This is a genomic window from Macrococcus bovicus, assembly GCF_030376725.1.
Classification (GTDB): Bacteria; Bacillota; Bacilli; order Staphylococcales; family Staphylococcaceae; genus Macrococcus; species Macrococcus bovicus.
In genome coordinates this window covers 1,682,189-1,696,824 of sequence record NZ_CP128470.1, presented here as the reverse complement: position 1 = coordinate 1,696,824, position 14,636 = coordinate 1,682,189, and the positions used below count along the sequence as shown (strand labels likewise).

General features: G+C 46.4%; 16 protein-coding genes. 14 read left to right on the top strand and 2 right to left on the bottom strand.

Translation table 11 applies throughout. The annotated features are described in order from the left end of the window. Window positions 1–51 precede the first annotated feature (51 nt). The 3 genes from QSV55_RS09280 (at window position 52) to QSV55_RS09270 (ending at window position 3,449) form a co-directional block, all read left to right on the top strand. A complete protein-coding gene (locus QSV55_RS09280; protein ID WP_165983734.1) occupies window positions 52–225 on the top strand; it encodes a hypothetical protein in 174 nt (57 codons plus the stop codon). 65 nt (window positions 226–290) lie between these two features. Next, the gene (locus QSV55_RS09275) at window positions 291–803 is read left to right on the top strand and encodes an acyl-CoA thioesterase (RefSeq protein ID WP_289649991.1); all 513 of its coding nucleotides are present in this window, start codon (window positions 291–293) and stop codon (window positions 801–803) included. Window positions 804–905: 102 nt separating this feature from the next. Further along, window positions 906–3,449, top strand: a complete 2,544-nt coding sequence (locus QSV55_RS09270; protein WP_289649990.1) for a YfhO family protein — start codon at window positions 906–908, stop codon at window positions 3,447–3,449. Between the two features lie 19 nt (window positions 3,450–3,468). On the opposite strand, the gene yfkAB is transcribed toward QSV55_RS09270, so the two are convergent. Next, window positions 3,469–4,611, bottom strand: a complete 1,143-nt coding sequence (gene yfkAB, locus QSV55_RS09265) for a radical SAM/CxCxxxxC motif protein YfkAB (protein ID WP_289649989.1) — start codon at window positions 4,609–4,611, stop codon at window positions 3,469–3,471. A gap of 132 nt (window positions 4,612–4,743) precedes the next feature. On the opposite strand from yfkAB, the gene QSV55_RS09260 reads away from it, so the two are divergent. The 9 genes from QSV55_RS09260 to QSV55_RS09220 all read left to right on the top strand — a co-directional run bounded on the left by QSV55_RS09260 (window position 4,744) and on the right by QSV55_RS09220 (window position 11,879). Next, window positions 4,744–4,899, top strand: coding sequence for an SE1561 family protein (locus QSV55_RS09260; RefSeq protein WP_289649988.1), 156 nt, complete (start codon window positions 4,744–4,746; stop codon window positions 4,897–4,899). A gap of 10 nt (window positions 4,900–4,909) precedes the next feature. After that, window positions 4,910–6,322, top strand: coding sequence for a 23S rRNA (uracil(1939)-C(5))-methyltransferase RlmD (gene rlmD, locus QSV55_RS09255; RefSeq protein WP_289649987.1), 1,413 nt, complete (start codon window positions 4,910–4,912; stop codon window positions 6,320–6,322). 35 nt (window positions 6,323–6,357) lie between these two features. Continuing rightward, the gene (locus tag QSV55_RS09250; RefSeq protein WP_289649986.1) at window positions 6,358–7,020 is read left to right on the top strand and encodes a histidine phosphatase family protein; all 663 of its coding nucleotides are present in this window, start codon (window positions 6,358–6,360) and stop codon (window positions 7,018–7,020) included. 65 nt (window positions 7,021–7,085) lie between these two features. Then, window positions 7,086–7,604 carry a type 1 glutamine amidotransferase domain-containing protein gene (locus QSV55_RS09245; protein WP_289649985.1) on the top strand — a complete coding sequence of 173 codons (519 nt, stop codon included), beginning with the start codon at window positions 7,086–7,088 and terminating at the stop codon, window positions 7,602–7,604. A gap of 124 nt (window positions 7,605–7,728) precedes the next feature. Beyond that, entirely contained in the window at window positions 7,729–8,439 is a 711-nt protein-coding gene (locus tag QSV55_RS09240) for a glycosyltransferase (protein ID WP_289649984.1), read from the top strand. A 34-nt stretch (window positions 8,440–8,473) separates the two neighbouring features. Then, a complete protein-coding gene (gene recX / locus QSV55_RS09235; RefSeq protein ID WP_289649983.1) occupies window positions 8,474–9,265 on the top strand; it encodes a recombination regulator RecX in 792 nt (263 codons plus the stop codon). Beyond that, window positions 9,258–9,581, top strand: coding sequence for a YfhH family protein (locus QSV55_RS09230; protein WP_289649982.1), 324 nt, complete (start codon window positions 9,258–9,260; stop codon window positions 9,579–9,581). Before recX ends, QSV55_RS09230 begins: the two co-directional genes overlap by 8 nt. Window positions 9,582–9,593: 12 nt before the next feature. Next, window positions 9,594–11,108, top strand: a complete 1,515-nt coding sequence (locus tag QSV55_RS09225) for an ATP-binding cassette domain-containing protein (protein ID WP_289649981.1) — start codon at window positions 9,594–9,596, stop codon at window positions 11,106–11,108. Between the two features lie 9 nt (window positions 11,109–11,117). Beyond that, window positions 11,118–11,879, top strand: a complete 762-nt coding sequence (locus QSV55_RS09220; RefSeq protein ID WP_289649980.1) for an ABC transporter permease — start codon at window positions 11,118–11,120, stop codon at window positions 11,877–11,879. Between the two features lie 23 nt (window positions 11,880–11,902). Here QSV55_RS09220 and QSV55_RS09215 read toward each other — a convergent pair whose 3' ends face one another. Continuing rightward, window positions 11,903–12,889, bottom strand: a complete 987-nt coding sequence (locus QSV55_RS09215) for a metal-dependent hydrolase (protein ID WP_289649979.1) — start codon at window positions 12,887–12,889, stop codon at window positions 11,903–11,905. A 78-nt stretch (window positions 12,890–12,967) separates the two neighbouring features. On the opposite strand from QSV55_RS09215, the gene mutY reads away from it, so the two are divergent. Further along, the gene (gene mutY / locus QSV55_RS09210; RefSeq protein WP_289649978.1) at window positions 12,968–14,002 is read left to right on the top strand and encodes an A/G-specific adenine glycosylase; all 1,035 of its coding nucleotides are present in this window, start codon (window positions 12,968–12,970) and stop codon (window positions 14,000–14,002) included. Between the two features lie 65 nt (window positions 14,003–14,067). Further along, a complete protein-coding gene (gene ntdP / locus QSV55_RS09205; RefSeq protein WP_289649977.1) occupies window positions 14,068–14,619 on the top strand; it encodes a nucleoside tri-diphosphate phosphatase in 552 nt (183 codons plus the stop codon). Window positions 14,620–14,636: the final 17 nt, after the last annotated feature.

Sequence of the window (14,636 nt, the reverse complement as noted above, 5' to 3'; positions counted from 1 at the left end):
GGATAGATAATGATATGATAATTCTATATTGTTAAGAGCAGGAGGCTGAACATGTCAGTAGCTATGATGTGGTTTATTGTGATTGCCTTTCTTTTCTCGATTTTCGCTTTCGGTGGCATGCTAATGTTCTTCTTAAGACACGCTTTCGATTCTAGAGAGGCCGACATTATCGATACACCAGAAGAAGCACTTGAGAAGAAAGTCTTTGCAGATGACTTACACTAAATAACAAACAACTGGGGAGATAGGAAACTATCTCCTTTATTGTAGAGCAAATGAGGAGAAAACTGATGAGAGAAAGAAAATCAATGTCTGAATCCAGAACGGTGAAAACACAGCAGGTTTTCCCGTCTGATACCAATCATCACAATACTTTGTTCGGCGGCAAACTGATGGCGATGATAGATGATGTCGCTTCTATTGCGGCAACGAAGCATTGCGGACATTCGGTTGTGACTGCTTCAACTGACTCAGTGGACTTCGTCAAACCCATCCGGCCGGGTGATATCGTTTCACTCGTGGCGCTGGTGACTTATACAGGTAACTCTTCGATGGAAGTGTTCACAAAAGTCATCGCAGAGAATATTCTGGAGGGCAGAAAGGAACTGGCTGCGGTCAGTTTTCTGACATTTGTGGCGCTTGATGCGCATAATCAGCCGGTTCAGGTGCCGGAAGTCTATGCAGAAGATGATGATCAGAGATGGCTGAATCAATCCGGCGCTGAACGAGCCGTCAAACGAAAAGAACGTTCTGTCTACAGCAAGGAGCTGCTGAACTTTTTTTCCACCAAGCTTTATACCTGATGACACACCAGTAAACAATGGTTTACTGGTGTCGTTTTATTTATAGGATATTTCTTGTTATAATGACAAAGGAAAAAATAGACAGAACCCGAGGGCCAAATGATGTTAAAACGTTTTATGACAATCTCAGCGATTGCACTCTTAATGAGTCTGATTTTTTATCTGCCGGACCTTTATCGCTATGTGGCAAATGGTGTGCTCTATATCGGTAAAGGTGATGGCATGAAGCAGATGATTCCGTTTCAGGTCTATCTCTACGAACATTTCAAGGAATCCAGGACATTCTATGATGTTTCTTTCGGTCTGGGGGGCGATTACTTTACCAGTCTCAGTTATTACTATGCCACATCACTCGTATCTTATATCACTTTCTTGCTGCTGGCTGTCTATCAGCTGTTCAATCATGCAGATGTCATCACCCAGATGATTCATATGCAATATGTGACAGCCGTTCTGAAATGTAGCTTGGTATTTGTCGCGATGTATTACGCTGCAAAGGAGATAGGGCTTAAAAACAGGCCGGCTTTACTGGCGGCCATTCTTTACAGCTGGTCGACCATCTTTTATTACTTCACCTATACATGGTCATTTTTCAGTGATGTCATGATCTATCTGCCGCTCTCTATATTAGGACTCGAGCGGCTGCTTAGAAAAGGCAGGCCGTTTATATTGATTATGAGTATTGCCGTGACGGTATTCTCCAATTTCTATCTGGCATACTACGAAATGATTGCAGTAGGCATCTATTTTCTGCTCAGAGTGATACGCGGTCATCATGATGACCGTTTAACGAGACCGCAGGCTGTGCTGCAGACAGTGGCGGCAGCGGTGATCGGTTTTATGGTCGGGAATATCGGTTTTATCGCCGGCGTTACTTCTTTTATCAACAATGACCGGACACTCGAGAAGTTGAATGTGCCGCTGTTGATTGAATGGTCATCAAATAATAACATCTTCTACGGTGGTTTCCATCTCGTTGTTATTTTCGTTGCTGTCATTGCGCTCTGTGCCTTTAAATTATACCGTTATTACTACTATAAGCTGTTTGCTGTCGCTACGTGGATCTTGATGCTCGGTTCATTGACACCGTTTGTCGGCAGTATGTTCAACGGCTTCTCCATGCCGCAGCGCAGATGGGTCTATATTCTGGCATTCTCAACGGCCATACTGGCCGCATTGTTCATCCAGCATCTCGCTGAACTGACGGTGCGTGAACTGCTGCTCGCTGCCTGCCCGATCATCCTGGTTGTGCTGATCTCGGCTTTGCTGCTGCAACAGTTCGATTACTGGATTCTTTATATACCGCTTATTGTCATGATGATGGTGATTTACTTGAAGAACCCGACCGGTAGATGGCTGTCGCTGATCATTCTGGCTACTGCACTCTGCCAGCTGACCCTGATTCAGGATTATCATTACGGTGTCCAGCACCCGTATTTTAAGACGGCAGATTATTTTTACGCCGATGTCTATAACAGGAAGATGCAGCAGGAAATTGATCAGTTAAAGAATGCGCAGCCAGATGATATGAGACGCATCAGTCTGAATGATGATTCATCTGTTAATACACCGATGTATTACGGCTACAACGGCACGATGCTCTACTCCAGTATTTTTGATAAGAAGATTCTTGAATTCTACGAAGATGATTTACAGATCGCGCAGGATAAGCAGAAGAACAGTTATTATGCGCGTCTATCAGGACGAGAAAATCTGGCCAGCCTCCTGAATGTCGACCACTATATCACAGCGGAACCGGATGCCTCTCCTCTGTTTAAGCAGATGGATGATTTCGTGGCTGCAAAGCGCTACGCTGTGCTGAAAAATCCTTATCCATTACCTAGTGTCAGAGTGGCTGACAAAACATATGCCGCGTCTTCCCTGCATAATGCGCTTGAACGTGAGTACGCCATGCTGGCAGGAGTGGTTAAGGAAGAAGGAGCGGCTGGCCATTTCCAAGTGCCGGATTTACTCCCTTATGCCAAGCTGTCGACCGACCATGCTGACTACAAGGGCCGGACACTTGACGTCAAAGAAGATGGCGGTGGTCTTGTGCTGGCGTTTGACCGCAGCAAGATTCAGCCGTATACCGAACTCTATCTGACCATGAAGGCCGATATCATCGCGCCTGAAGACCGGGATTTCTATGTACAGGTCAATGAGAAGAAAGTGATGAAACCAAAGAAAAAGTATAAATATAGACGTCGCGCCAAAGATGCGGTGATGAATGTAAAGGCAGCAGAAACCATCCGCATCTCTTTCCCGAAAGGCACCTATCACGTCGAACTCAGGTCCGTTCAAGGGGAAGATTATCAGCAGCTACGTCAGGCTTACGCAAAGTATCAGAAGAAGCCGTTGACCTTCAAGAAAGAAAAGAAAGGATTCTCGGTCGACCTGCAAGGTGACAAGGGAGCGCTTGTGTTGCCGATGCCTTACACGACAGGATTGACTGCCTATGTGGATGGCAAGGAACGTCCGGTGGAAGCGGTCAACTATTTGATGACCGGGGTAGATGTCAAGCAGCATGATAAGCAGGTTATCATCCGATATACACCGCCGTATTTGAAATGGGGGCTGGTGATCATGCTCATCGGCTTATTGTCAACTGCATTATGGCTGCAGCGTATATATCAAAAAACGAAGTGAAAAGATTTCACTTCGTTTTTTAGCGGCGTTTATTCAGTTGTTCATGCATCGACTGTTCACGTTCCTTGAAGTCAACACCTGGATAATACATATTCTTGACGAGTAAGTTCGGCCCTAGACATTTAACGGGAGCACAGTGACAGTTCAACTGCTTATTCAGCGCGCTCTGCTGCCATTGATCATAGATAGACTGCAGTGAATGTGTCTTGATATTATTGATCGTCCCCGTCTCATCACCGAAATCCGTGACGATGACATCACCGGTGAAGACATTGACGTTCAGCCGTGAGCGACCGTCAGGGTCATTTCTGACCGTTATGGTCGGGTCCAGATGCAGCGTTTCCTGCAGCTGCAGATTATCCTCATTCATTGAGCATGGGAAGAAGGGCAGTGTGCCGAACAGCATCCAGGTCTCTTTATCGCGCAATGACAACAAATGACGGATGGCCTGTTTCATCTCATCGAGCGTCAGGACATTCATATCAGAAGCGAAATCTGAAGGATACATCGGATGAATCTCGTGCCGAGCGCATTTCATGTCGTGCACCACTTCATTGTGGATTTTCTCGAGGTAAGGCAGAGTATTCTTATTGAGCATGGTTTCTGCTGACACGAACATCCCTGCTTCTGATAATCTGCGCGCATTCTCAATCATCTGTTCGTAGAGCCTGTAGCGGGCGGCAAGAGGTGGCTTCTTCTCCATGACATGGAAGCCGACTTCAGCGAATTCATCGACTGTGCCCCAGTTGTGTGAGATATGCATGACATCGACCAGATCGAAGACATCTTCGTAACGGTCATAAGGCATGGTGAGGTTGGAGTTCATCTGCGTATAGATGCCTCGTTTCTGCGCGTATGTCAGCAGCGGTTTAACCGTTTCTTTAATGGATTTTCTGGAGAACATCGGTTCACCACCGGTCACACTGATGGTAGAGAGATGAGGGATTTCATCGAGTCTTCTTAAAATGAGATCCATATCCAGGACATCTGGATCCTTCACCTGCAAGGTATAGCCGACAGCACAGTGTGCACAGCGCATGTTGCAGAGGGTCGTCGTCGTGAACTCGATATTTGAGAGCTTGTTTTCGCCGTATTTCTCCACTTCATTATAAGCTTCCCAGGGGTCGAACTGAGGGGTGATACGTTGTTTCGTTACTAACATAAGGGTCCTTCTTTCCGCAAATAATCCTTACCATTATCTCATTGTGACAATAATTGTCAACGACTATAGATTGAAAGTTCAGGACTTCTCGTTCATAATAAAGGGCGATATAAAGCGATGAGGAGGGTAATAATGGCGAACGAATCATTAAATGAAATCAAGGAAAAGTTAAGTGCTTTCATCGAAACGATTGATAGTGTGGATCCAGAAACCACTGATATGGCAGATATCGATGAATGGCTTGAAATTTTGGAGCAGTTAGAAGCAAAAGTCAAGTCGATCAAGTAGGAGGACTGGAATGAAAGATATAGAAGTGAAAATAGGACAGAAATTTCCTCTGACTATCAAGAGACTGGGCATCAATGGTGAGGGCATCGGCTATTACAAGCGCAAGATTACATTCGTACCGGACGCGCTGCCGGGAGAAGTGGTACTGACGCAGGTGACGAAAGTTAATCCCCGTTATCTGGAAGGGAAGGTCCTGAAGATACGTGAGCGTGCACCGGAACGTGTGACGCCGCCGTGTCCGGTCTTCTTCTTATGTGGGGGCTGTCAGCTGCAGCATATGGATTACGCGGCTCAGCTGAAGTTTAAGCAGCAGATTATTATGGACTCGCTGGAGAAGTACGCCGGACATGTGCAGGCTGATAAAGTAAAGCCGACAATCGGCATGGCAAAGCCCTTCCGTTACCGCAGTAAGAATCAGTTCCCGGTTGAGAAGTCCGGCCGTAAAATCCGTGCTGGTCTCTATAAAGAGCAATCAAACACCTTGATCGACTTAGATGAATGTATCGTACAGGACAAACGGACCATGACAACCACACAGGCTGTCAAAGCCATTATGAGTGAACTGAACATCGATGTCGCGAAGAATGTCAACAAGGAAGAGGGCGTCCGTTACATCATGACCAGAGTGGCAGAGGAGACGGGTGACATCCAGGTTATTCTCGTCTCCACAACAAGCGAGCTGAAAAAACTGGATTTACTGACAGAACGCATCATGCGTCTGCCGCATGTCACCAGTTTTGGACTGAATATCAATCATGAGCGTGATTTACTGACAGGAGAAGAGACGATTATCCTGGACGGCGAACAGACCCTCCACGAGAAAATCGGGGAGACCCATTATGATGTGACGACAGTCAGTGCATTCCCGATCAACGTCAGTCAGACCCATGTGCTTTACGATGAAATCGTCAAAGCTGCTAACTTGAGAGGAACTGAACATGTAGCTGACCTCTTCTGCGGTGCGGGCGGGCTGGCCATGAAACTCGCCCCTCATGCCCGCGAAGTACGAGGCACGGATCTGAAGGAGCAGGAGATCATCAATGCAACGTACAGCGCAGCGGCCAACCGCATTGACAACTGTCTATTTGAGATAGGAGAACCGGCTGATAAGCTTGAGGAGTGGATCAATGACGGCTTCTATCCGGACGTTATCACGATCAATCCGGACCGCTCCGGCCTGACAGCTGAAGAAATCAGTGTCCTCAATGAAATCAAGCCGAAGCGCCTCGTCTATGTGAGCCGGAATCCATCAGCGCTTGCCAAAGATCTTGCGCATTTGACGAAAGCCTTTGATGTAGAAGCGATCCAGCCTGTCGATATGTTCCCGCAGACCGTTCAGGTTGAAGCAGTTATCACGTTAGTACGGAAAAGAAAATTAAGCAAATCAATCGTCTCTGTCACTGCGAGCCGCTATAATAGATAGTGTACTATCCATTACATCTGAACGAGGTGGAGCATATGAAGCGCCTATTAACAGTTATGAGCTTAAGCACTCTAGTGCTGACGGCCTGTCAGGCTGAGCAGGCCCCTGAAGAGCAGACAGCACAGACAGACAAACAGACCTCGGCAGTTGATTTCGAAAATGTCAAAGCACCATCTGATTTAGCAGAACAGCTGAAAGATGGCGGTTATGTAATCGTCTTCCGCTATACCGGTTCAGGCGGTCCGCCTTCTGAAGTCCCGGCTGACCTGAATGGCAAGGTCAAGGATGACGGGCAGCGTATATCGGAAGAGAGTATCCGCCAGATGAAGGCATATGGCGGGCATTACCGCTCACTTGGTATCCCGGTCAGTGACGTGCTATCCTCTGAGTATTATTTTGTCTGGCAGCATGCAGATGCCGCTTTCGGCCAGCCTATCACTATTACAAGAGACTTGACCGGTTCACTTGATTTTGATGATCAACAGGAACTGGACCAGTCACTCCAGCAGCTGCGCGAACGGACGATGACAGCACCTGCAAAGGGACAGAATACCCTTCTTTTCACGCATCAGGGGAAGTTTGATAAGGCATATGGCTATTATCCGCCAGCCGGCACGACCATCATCTTTAAGCCGGACGGCAGTGATAAAGCAAGAGTAATAGCCGTACTCAGTATGGAGGAATTCATGGCGCTTTAAATGTTTAGTGTATACTCAAGCGGGTAAATTTAACTATCACTGCTTATAAGGAGGAATAAGAAATTATGACTAAAAAAGTAGCAGTTGTACTTGATAATTTATTCGAAGATGTGGAATATACAAGCCCGGTAGAGGCGATTAAGAACGAAGGCCACGAAGTAACAGTAATCGGTAAAGAAGCCGGTTCAACTGTCAAAGGCAAAAAAGAAGAGACAGAAGTGACCATCGATAAAGCAATCGGCGACGTAAATGCCGCAGACTATGATGCATTACTGATCCCCGGCGGTTTCTCACCTGACCAGTTACGCGGCGATGAAGAAGGCCGTTTCGGTGAGTTCACTAAAGAATTCGTGACTGCAGATAAGCCGGTCTTTGCTATCTGTCATGGGCCACAACTGTTGATTGATACAGATGAATTAAAAGGGCGCAAGCTGACAAGTTACTTATCAGTACGCAAAGATCTTGAGAATGCAGGTGCCACTGTAGTGGATGAGTCAGTGGTTGTGGACAACAACTTAGTGACATCAAGAACACCTGATGATCTGCCAGACTTTAATGAAGCTATCGTGAATGCACTTAAATAATCAACACCGCTTCGGCGGTGTTTTTTTCTCGGTCCGAGGACTGATTTATAGGCAAAAAGGCGTATAATCATAGGATGACCCTTCTTAATCTGCTAAACTGTTGAGTAAGATAAGGAGGCAGTATATGAAGAAATTAGGATGTGGACTGCTGTCAGTCATTCTGGTGTGCGTGCTTGTAGTCGTCGGCTTCTTCTACTTCAGAACAAGCAGTGCTGACATGAACGACATCAAGGCGCTGCAGGCTAACAGATATTATGTGCCGGCTGAGGACATGCCGGAATATGTGCCAGCTGCATTTATTGCTGTTGAAGACAAGAGGTTTTATCAGCATGATGGCATCGACTGGAAGGGCACAGGCCGTTCGATAGGCGTCGCACTGAAAGATCAGTCGGTTTCACAAGGTGGCAGCACGATTACGCAGCAGCTGGCTAAGAACCTATACTTATCCAGTGAAAAGACGCTGAGCCGCAAAATCAGTGAAATGATGATTGCGAAGCGCATTGAAAATCATTATTCTAAATCAGAGATCATCAGCGCCTATTTAACAACCATCTATTTCGGTAACGACCTCTATAATATTGAGCAGGCGGCCAATACTTATTTCGGCACGACAACAGATGCGAGCTATACGGGGATGCCGCAGATTACCGTCCTGCAGAGTGCGATACTTGCAAGTACCATCAATGCGCCGAGCACTTATCACCCAGACCGGTTTCAGAGCGATACAGCGCTGCAGGAACGGACACGCACGACACTGGATAAGATGCATGCCCAGGAACTGATTACAGATGCGCAGTATCAGGAAGCGATGGCAGGAATACCCACTACTAACTAACGCCTAGGCGTTAGTTTTTTTGAGGAGTGACGAGATGAAGATCACCAAGATTGAAGTCCAGAAAAATAATAAAGACCGTTTCAATCTCTATATTGATGGTGAATTCAATATGGGCATTGACAGCGCAACTTACGTCAAGTTCAATCTGCGCAAGGATGATAGACTGACTGAAGAACAGCTGCAGGCAATCAGAGAATATGATGATTACAGACGAGCGATTAACTCAGCTGTGGTCTACTTGTCCTATAAGAAAAGAACAGAGAAAGAGATCCGCGATTACCTGAAGAAGAACGACATAGCAGAAGAGGTGATCCAGGAGGTCATTCATTACTGTTATGACAACCGCTATATCGATCACGATGATTATGCCAAGAGTCTGATGCATACGATGGTGAACACGACAGATAAAGGGCCCGATATCTACCGGCAGAAACTCTTTGAAAAAGGCATCGAGCGACCGCTTATTGATCATTACTATGCCCTTTACACAGAAGAAATGACAGCTGAGCGCATGCAGAAACTTATTCAGAAGCAGCTGAAAAGACACCAGGGCAGAACGTCCAGTCATCTGGCCGGTCAAAAAACAATTCAAACACTGGTACAAAAAGGGTATAATTTGAATAACATCATGCCTTATATGGAGGAGATGTCCATACAGGACACCGAGGCACTGCAGAAAGAACTGGAGAAACAAGTCAATAGATGGTCAAAGAAAGCGACTGGCTTTGAACTCCGGACAAAAGTCGTCACCGCACTGATGCGTAAAGGATTTAAATATGACGACATCAATTCTGCCTTAAAGGAAAGTGGGATGGAAGATGAGTGAAGAAAAAAAGTTAGTTGAGATGTCGCGCGGTGAATTACGCGAGGCTATTGCCGGCTATCGTGAGAAAGCCCGTAAAGCTGAGATGCTCGGGGTCATCAATGAGTACGAAGTCTATCAGCGCAAAGCACTGATAGCGGAGAGCTATCTGGTTGACCCGGCAGACATTGTGATCGGTAAAGTCTACCGTTTAATAGGGGCTGAAGCTGCTTACTTCAAAGTAGAACGAATAAAAGGTGTTTTTGCGTGGGGCTTCAGACTGAACGGCGACGCGCATGAGGAAGGGATTCCTCTCTCTTTGCTGCAATTAGATAAATAAAGGAGTTTGAACATGTCTGGTGATATTCTCGCAAGATTGGTAGATGTAACTAAATATTTCCGGCAGGATCAGACGGAGCAATCACTATTAGAACGTATACAAGGAACAGGACAAAATCAATTCACAAGTATCAAGCAAGTGACCATTCATCTTTATAAAGGTGAAACATTAGGGATCACAGGCATTAGAGGTTCCGGTAAGACCGTCCTCGGCCAGTTAATCGCCAAAGTTGTTGAGCCCAGCAGCGGTAAAGTCAGAAACAATGTCAGTACTTTTCTCGCAAGTGACCGCACGACAACCCATTCAGTCAGTCAATTGATAGAGACCGTTCTCTTGAGCTACAATATTCCGCTTATCGAATATGCGGAGCTGAAAACAGATATTCTGACATTTGCTGAACTGACTGATAAGGACAAGACCAAAGTAAGTGACCTCGAGGCGGCTGACAGAGCCCAGCTTCTTATTGCGCTGACGTATTTTCTTGAGCCTGAAGTCGTGATTTATAACGACTTGACGCGACATCTCTCTGTTGCCTTCAAGAAGAAGTTCGCGATGGTGATCGATGCGCTGACTGAATCAGAGAGCGCGGTTGTCCTGATGGAAGAGAAACCGGAACTGATTCCTTACAAAGCCCATTACGTCAGCTGGCTGAGCCATGGGCAGCTCAGAAAGTCAGGTGAGAGGTCTGAAGTGCTCGCTGCTTATGTGGATTACTATAAGCGGTACGAGGCGGTACGCGGCACGCAGAATGAAGAACTCTTCGACCTGGATTATAAAATGCAAAGACAATCTGATGAGCCGGACAACTATCAACGTGTCACAAGACATATGAAAACATATATGGACAGTGACCTGAAGAAAGGGCTGTTGACTTCCCTCATGCTGGTAGGTCTGAGCGTGCTGTTCTTTATCCTGATTCTGAAAGGCGTACAGTATACACCTGCAGTCGAGGAGAAACCGACGGCCATCAATCAGCAGCAGGTCGTCTATACCGATAAGTATGCGCTTGCTGTCGTCCGGAAAAGCAGTCCTATCACTTACAAAGGTCAGGTCGAGGCGCAGCTGCCGGAAGGTTCACTCGTTGAGATTACAGCTGTCGGCCCGGATGATTACCGCATCGCTTTTGAAGATAAAGAGATGAAGATGGTGAAGAAGAATCTGCTGTATATCAATCCGGCCGCCTTATATGATGAGCGTACTTTTGACGAACTGAATCCGTATATGTACAGCAACTACGTCAACTTCCATCAGTTCTTCAACGGCTTCCTCGGCGCGAGCCGTGCAAAAGTGGAGGCTGGTCTCTACCCGGAAAAACGTCAGCGCTACGTCATCAAGTTGACTAAAAATGATATCTATCTGCAGTTCAATGATCAGAATCAGGTGAGCGGCCTCCGCTTTCCGATGAGAAATGCAGACAGACTGAAAAAGAAATTTGGAATTAAAGATAACAGCTGGATTGTTAAAGTGGATAATGGCTATGCTGTGGCTGATTTTGAATCAGACATGTGGCTTTATTTCCGGAGATAGGTGGATGCAATGAATGAATTAATCACATACTTCCCTTATATGATCAAAAATACAATTATCGAACTGCGTTATAACCTGAAACAGTATGTCTGGTGGCTGGCATTTAATTTAAGTGTTATTTTCCTGAGCGTCTTTCTCATGAATCTCTCCGCTCCGACAGAAACAGACAAGTCACGGCTGCTGTTTCAGCTGAGCGGCTATCTTCTTTTCTTCTGGATAGCAGGGGCGCTCTACTTCTCGAGCTCTATCTTATCGCGACGAGGCTTTATTCTGAATATCACAAGTCTGCCGCTCTATGTGCTGATCAATGTGCAGATCATTAATTTTCTGCTGCAGTTCCTCATGTCTTTTGTGTTCTTGCTGGTCATCGCACTTTCCAACCATATCCATATGGCGGCAAGTATCCTCGGTGTGTTCTATTTCCTGGTGCTGACCTATCTGCTCCTGGTGCCTGTCGGTCTTACCCTGAGTCTGCTGGAATATTACAGCCGCAATATGAAGCGGATGAGCATCATTATCCTCGCTATACTGATGCTATCAGTGCCTATCTTGTGGGTACCGACTCAGCTGCCGGCACTTGCCGTTCAGCTGCTGAGTGTGAACCCGTTCTATTTCCTGGTCAACGGCTTTCAGTCATCTGTCGTGCTGGGACAGGTAGCGTTTTATAATATACCGCTGCATCTGCTCTTTATGTGTGAACTCGCGCTGATGTATATCTGGACTTTTTATTGCTATAAGAAACTGAAAGATGAAATCAATAGAGAAAAATAGGCTGCTGAATAAGCAGCCTATTGTTATGGTTTGACGGGATGATTGTGCAGGATTTTGATGAGTTTGTCTTCAGAGAACACCCAGCCTGTATAACTATGGGTGACCTGGTAAGCAGGATCGAGGTTAAGAATCGCGACAAAAGAATAGTGGCCGTTCTTCAGGTATCTGAGGTCGATGAACCTGAGCTCATAGCCGTGAGGTCTATCGACAAGTGTCCAGCGGTAGATAGAGCTGAAACTGAGGAATGCTTTTAAGTTCGGGTCTTTTCTTGCATGCTGCATGACCTCTTCCGGTGGCAGCGGCGTCCGCTTGAAACGGTCACTGAAATTGACATTCAGTTTATAGCTGCGGCCGATATAATAGTAGCGGTCGGTTTCGACAGCGACGCGCCACTCGAAGAAACGGATAGTCGGTGCGACAAAGGTTTTGATGATATGTTCATCCTGCGGCAGAATACTCAGCGCATGCTTGCGGATGGATTGCTGAAGCAGACGTCTGATGATATAGTAAATGACCAGTATCACTGTAATGGACAGGAAGACAGGCACCGGACTGACGCCGAACGCCCAGAGTATGGAGCCTGTGACTAACAGGGCGAACATAATGGGGTCGAAGGTGTTGATGATACCGATTTGTATCCATTTATGATTAAAAGGTCTGAGTGCCTGAGTACCATATGAATTAAAGATATCCACAAAGACATGCAGGAAGACTGCAAACTGTGTCCAGAGCCAGAAGTGCAGCACATTGATATCGGGTATAACAAGAAAGATAAGGGCCACAATGACGACCGGCCACATCAATGTGAAAGGAATAGAATGCGTAATGCCACGATGATTCGTGATATAGACAGCATTGTTTCTTAATTTCAGTACTGTATCAATATCCGGTATCTGCGAGCCGGCGACTAAGGCAGTCACAATGGCCGGATAATGAGCAGTCACAGCAGGGTCGACAGTCGCGAGGCCTGCAAGTGCAGCGCCCATTGCAAAGTGTGTAGCTGTATCCATAAGACGCTCCTCCTTTTTCCTTATTATAAATGAAAACAGAATGAATGACATAAACTTTGACGACTAAGAGGTGTAAAAATGAAAAAATCGGAATTATTTGCAGCGCATCTCCTCAGCTGGTTCGATAGCAATAAGCGCGAGATGCCGTGGCGGGAAACAAAAGACCCCTATAAAATCTGGCTCTCTGAAGTTATGCTCCAGCAGACACAGGTCAATACAGTGAGAGACTACTACCTGAGGTTCATTGAACGCTTCCCGACCATTGAAAGTCTGGCCGGCGCGGATGAAGATGACGTGCTGAAATATTGGGAGGGGCTCGGCTATTATTCACGCGTCCGCAATTTTCAGACTGCGGTCAGAGAAGTGGAGGAGACCTATGGCAGTGTCCCGGCTGACGGTGAGAAGTTTCTTGCGCTGAAAGGTGTCGGACCTTATACGAGAGGCGCTGTCATGAGCATCGCCTTCAATCTGCCTTACCCTGCAGTTGATGGCAACGTCTTCCGGGTGTTCTCACGCCTCGATGACGATCCGACAGATACTGCGAAGCCGGCCGCGCGTAAACACTTTGAGGAAAAAGTGATGCAGGTCATGCCTGAGCGTGCCGGTGATTTCAACGAGGCCCTGATGGAACTGGGGGCGACGGTCTGTACACCGCGCAACCCGATCTGCATGCTCTGTCCGGTGAATGAGCACTGCGAGGCCTTTGAAGCGGGTACTGTACTTGAACGACCGGTGAAAATCAAAAAACTGAAACGTAAAGAACTGCGCTACAAGGTCATGCTGATCGTCAATGACGCAGGGCAGCTTCTCATCACGCAGCGACCGAAGTCGGGCCTGCTGGGCGGAATGTGGCAGTTCCCGATGTTCGATGAGGACATGGCGACGGGGGACATCGAGGAAATACTGGACATGAAGCTCGCAGATGACAAGGAGAAGTTTGTGCATGTGACACACGGCTTTACGCATCTTGACTGGCTGCTGGACGTCTACATCGCAAGAACAACAGATGAAGCATCGGGTGACTATCGTTTTATGGCGCTGGAAGAGAAAGAGAAGTATACCTTCCCCGTGTCGATGACCAAAATCTTTGACCGCTACCAGGCAGGCAAATAGGTTTCATGATACACAATCTGTGCTATAATATTTATGCAAATACTAAATACTAGGTGGTGTGGAACATGGTCAAAGAATCCATACCAAAAGAAGGCCAGAATGTGCAGATCCAAAGTTATAAACATAACGGCAAGATTCACCGCGTCTGGTCTGAAACAACGATTTTAAAAGGGACCAATCATGTCATTATCGGGGGGAATAACAGGACACTTGTAACAGAGAGCGATGGCAGGACGTGGGTGACGCGCGAACCCGCTATCGTCTATTTTCACGCTGAATACTGGTTCAATGTCATCTGTATGTTCAGAGAAGATGGTGTCTATTACTACTGCAATCTCTCTTCACCATTTGTATATGATACAGAAGCCATCAAATATATCGACTATGATCTAGACATCAAAGTCTATCCGAATGGCAAATATCATCTCCTGGATGAAGATGAATATCAACAGCATATGAAGCAGATGAACTATCCCACTGAGATTGATCAGATCCTGAGAAGAAACGTTGATACTTTGCAGCAATGGATTGAAAGAAAAAAAGGACCATTCGCGCCGGACTTCATTAAAGTCTGGCAGGAGCGTTTTCATTTACAGAAGCGTATGATGGAAGAATGAATCAACCTATCGAGCAT

What these genes read in the sequence shown, in the direction of transcription:
- QSV55_RS09280 (WP_165983734.1), top strand. Translation starts at nt 52, where the DNA reads ATGTCAGTAGCTATGATGTGGTTTATTGTGATTGCCTTTCTTTTCTCG.
- QSV55_RS09275 (WP_289649991.1), top strand. Translation starts at nt 291, where the DNA reads ATGAGAGAAAGAAAATCAATGTCTGAATCCAGAACGGTGAAAACACAG.
- QSV55_RS09270 (WP_289649990.1), top strand. Translation starts at nt 906, where the DNA reads ATGTTAAAACGTTTTATGACAATCTCAGCGATTGCACTCTTAATGAGT.
- yfkAB (WP_289649989.1), bottom strand. Translation starts at nt 4,611, where the DNA reads ATGTTAGTAACGAAACAACGTATCACCCCTCAGTTCGACCCCTGGGAA.
- QSV55_RS09260 (WP_289649988.1), top strand. Translation starts at nt 4,744, where the DNA reads ATGGCGAACGAATCATTAAATGAAATCAAGGAAAAGTTAAGTGCTTTC.
- rlmD (WP_289649987.1), top strand. Translation starts at nt 4,910, where the DNA reads ATGAAAGATATAGAAGTGAAAATAGGACAGAAATTTCCTCTGACTATC.
- QSV55_RS09250 (WP_289649986.1), top strand. Translation starts at nt 6,358, where the DNA reads ATGAAGCGCCTATTAACAGTTATGAGCTTAAGCACTCTAGTGCTGACG.
- QSV55_RS09245 (WP_289649985.1), top strand. Translation starts at nt 7,086, where the DNA reads ATGACTAAAAAAGTAGCAGTTGTACTTGATAATTTATTCGAAGATGTG.
- QSV55_RS09240 (WP_289649984.1), top strand. Translation starts at nt 7,729, where the DNA reads ATGAAGAAATTAGGATGTGGACTGCTGTCAGTCATTCTGGTGTGCGTG.
- recX (WP_289649983.1), top strand. Translation starts at nt 8,474, where the DNA reads ATGAAGATCACCAAGATTGAAGTCCAGAAAAATAATAAAGACCGTTTC.
- QSV55_RS09230 (WP_289649982.1), top strand. Translation starts at nt 9,258, where the DNA reads ATGAGTGAAGAAAAAAAGTTAGTTGAGATGTCGCGCGGTGAATTACGC.
- QSV55_RS09225 (WP_289649981.1), top strand. Translation starts at nt 9,594, where the DNA reads ATGTCTGGTGATATTCTCGCAAGATTGGTAGATGTAACTAAATATTTC.
- QSV55_RS09220 (WP_289649980.1), top strand. Translation starts at nt 11,118, where the DNA reads ATGAATGAATTAATCACATACTTCCCTTATATGATCAAAAATACAATT.
- QSV55_RS09215 (WP_289649979.1), bottom strand. Translation starts at nt 12,889, where the DNA reads ATGGATACAGCTACACACTTTGCAATGGGCGCTGCACTTGCAGGCCTC.
- mutY (WP_289649978.1), top strand. Translation starts at nt 12,968, where the DNA reads ATGAAAAAATCGGAATTATTTGCAGCGCATCTCCTCAGCTGGTTCGAT.
- ntdP (WP_289649977.1), top strand. Translation starts at nt 14,068, where the DNA reads ATGGTCAAAGAATCCATACCAAAAGAAGGCCAGAATGTGCAGATCCAA.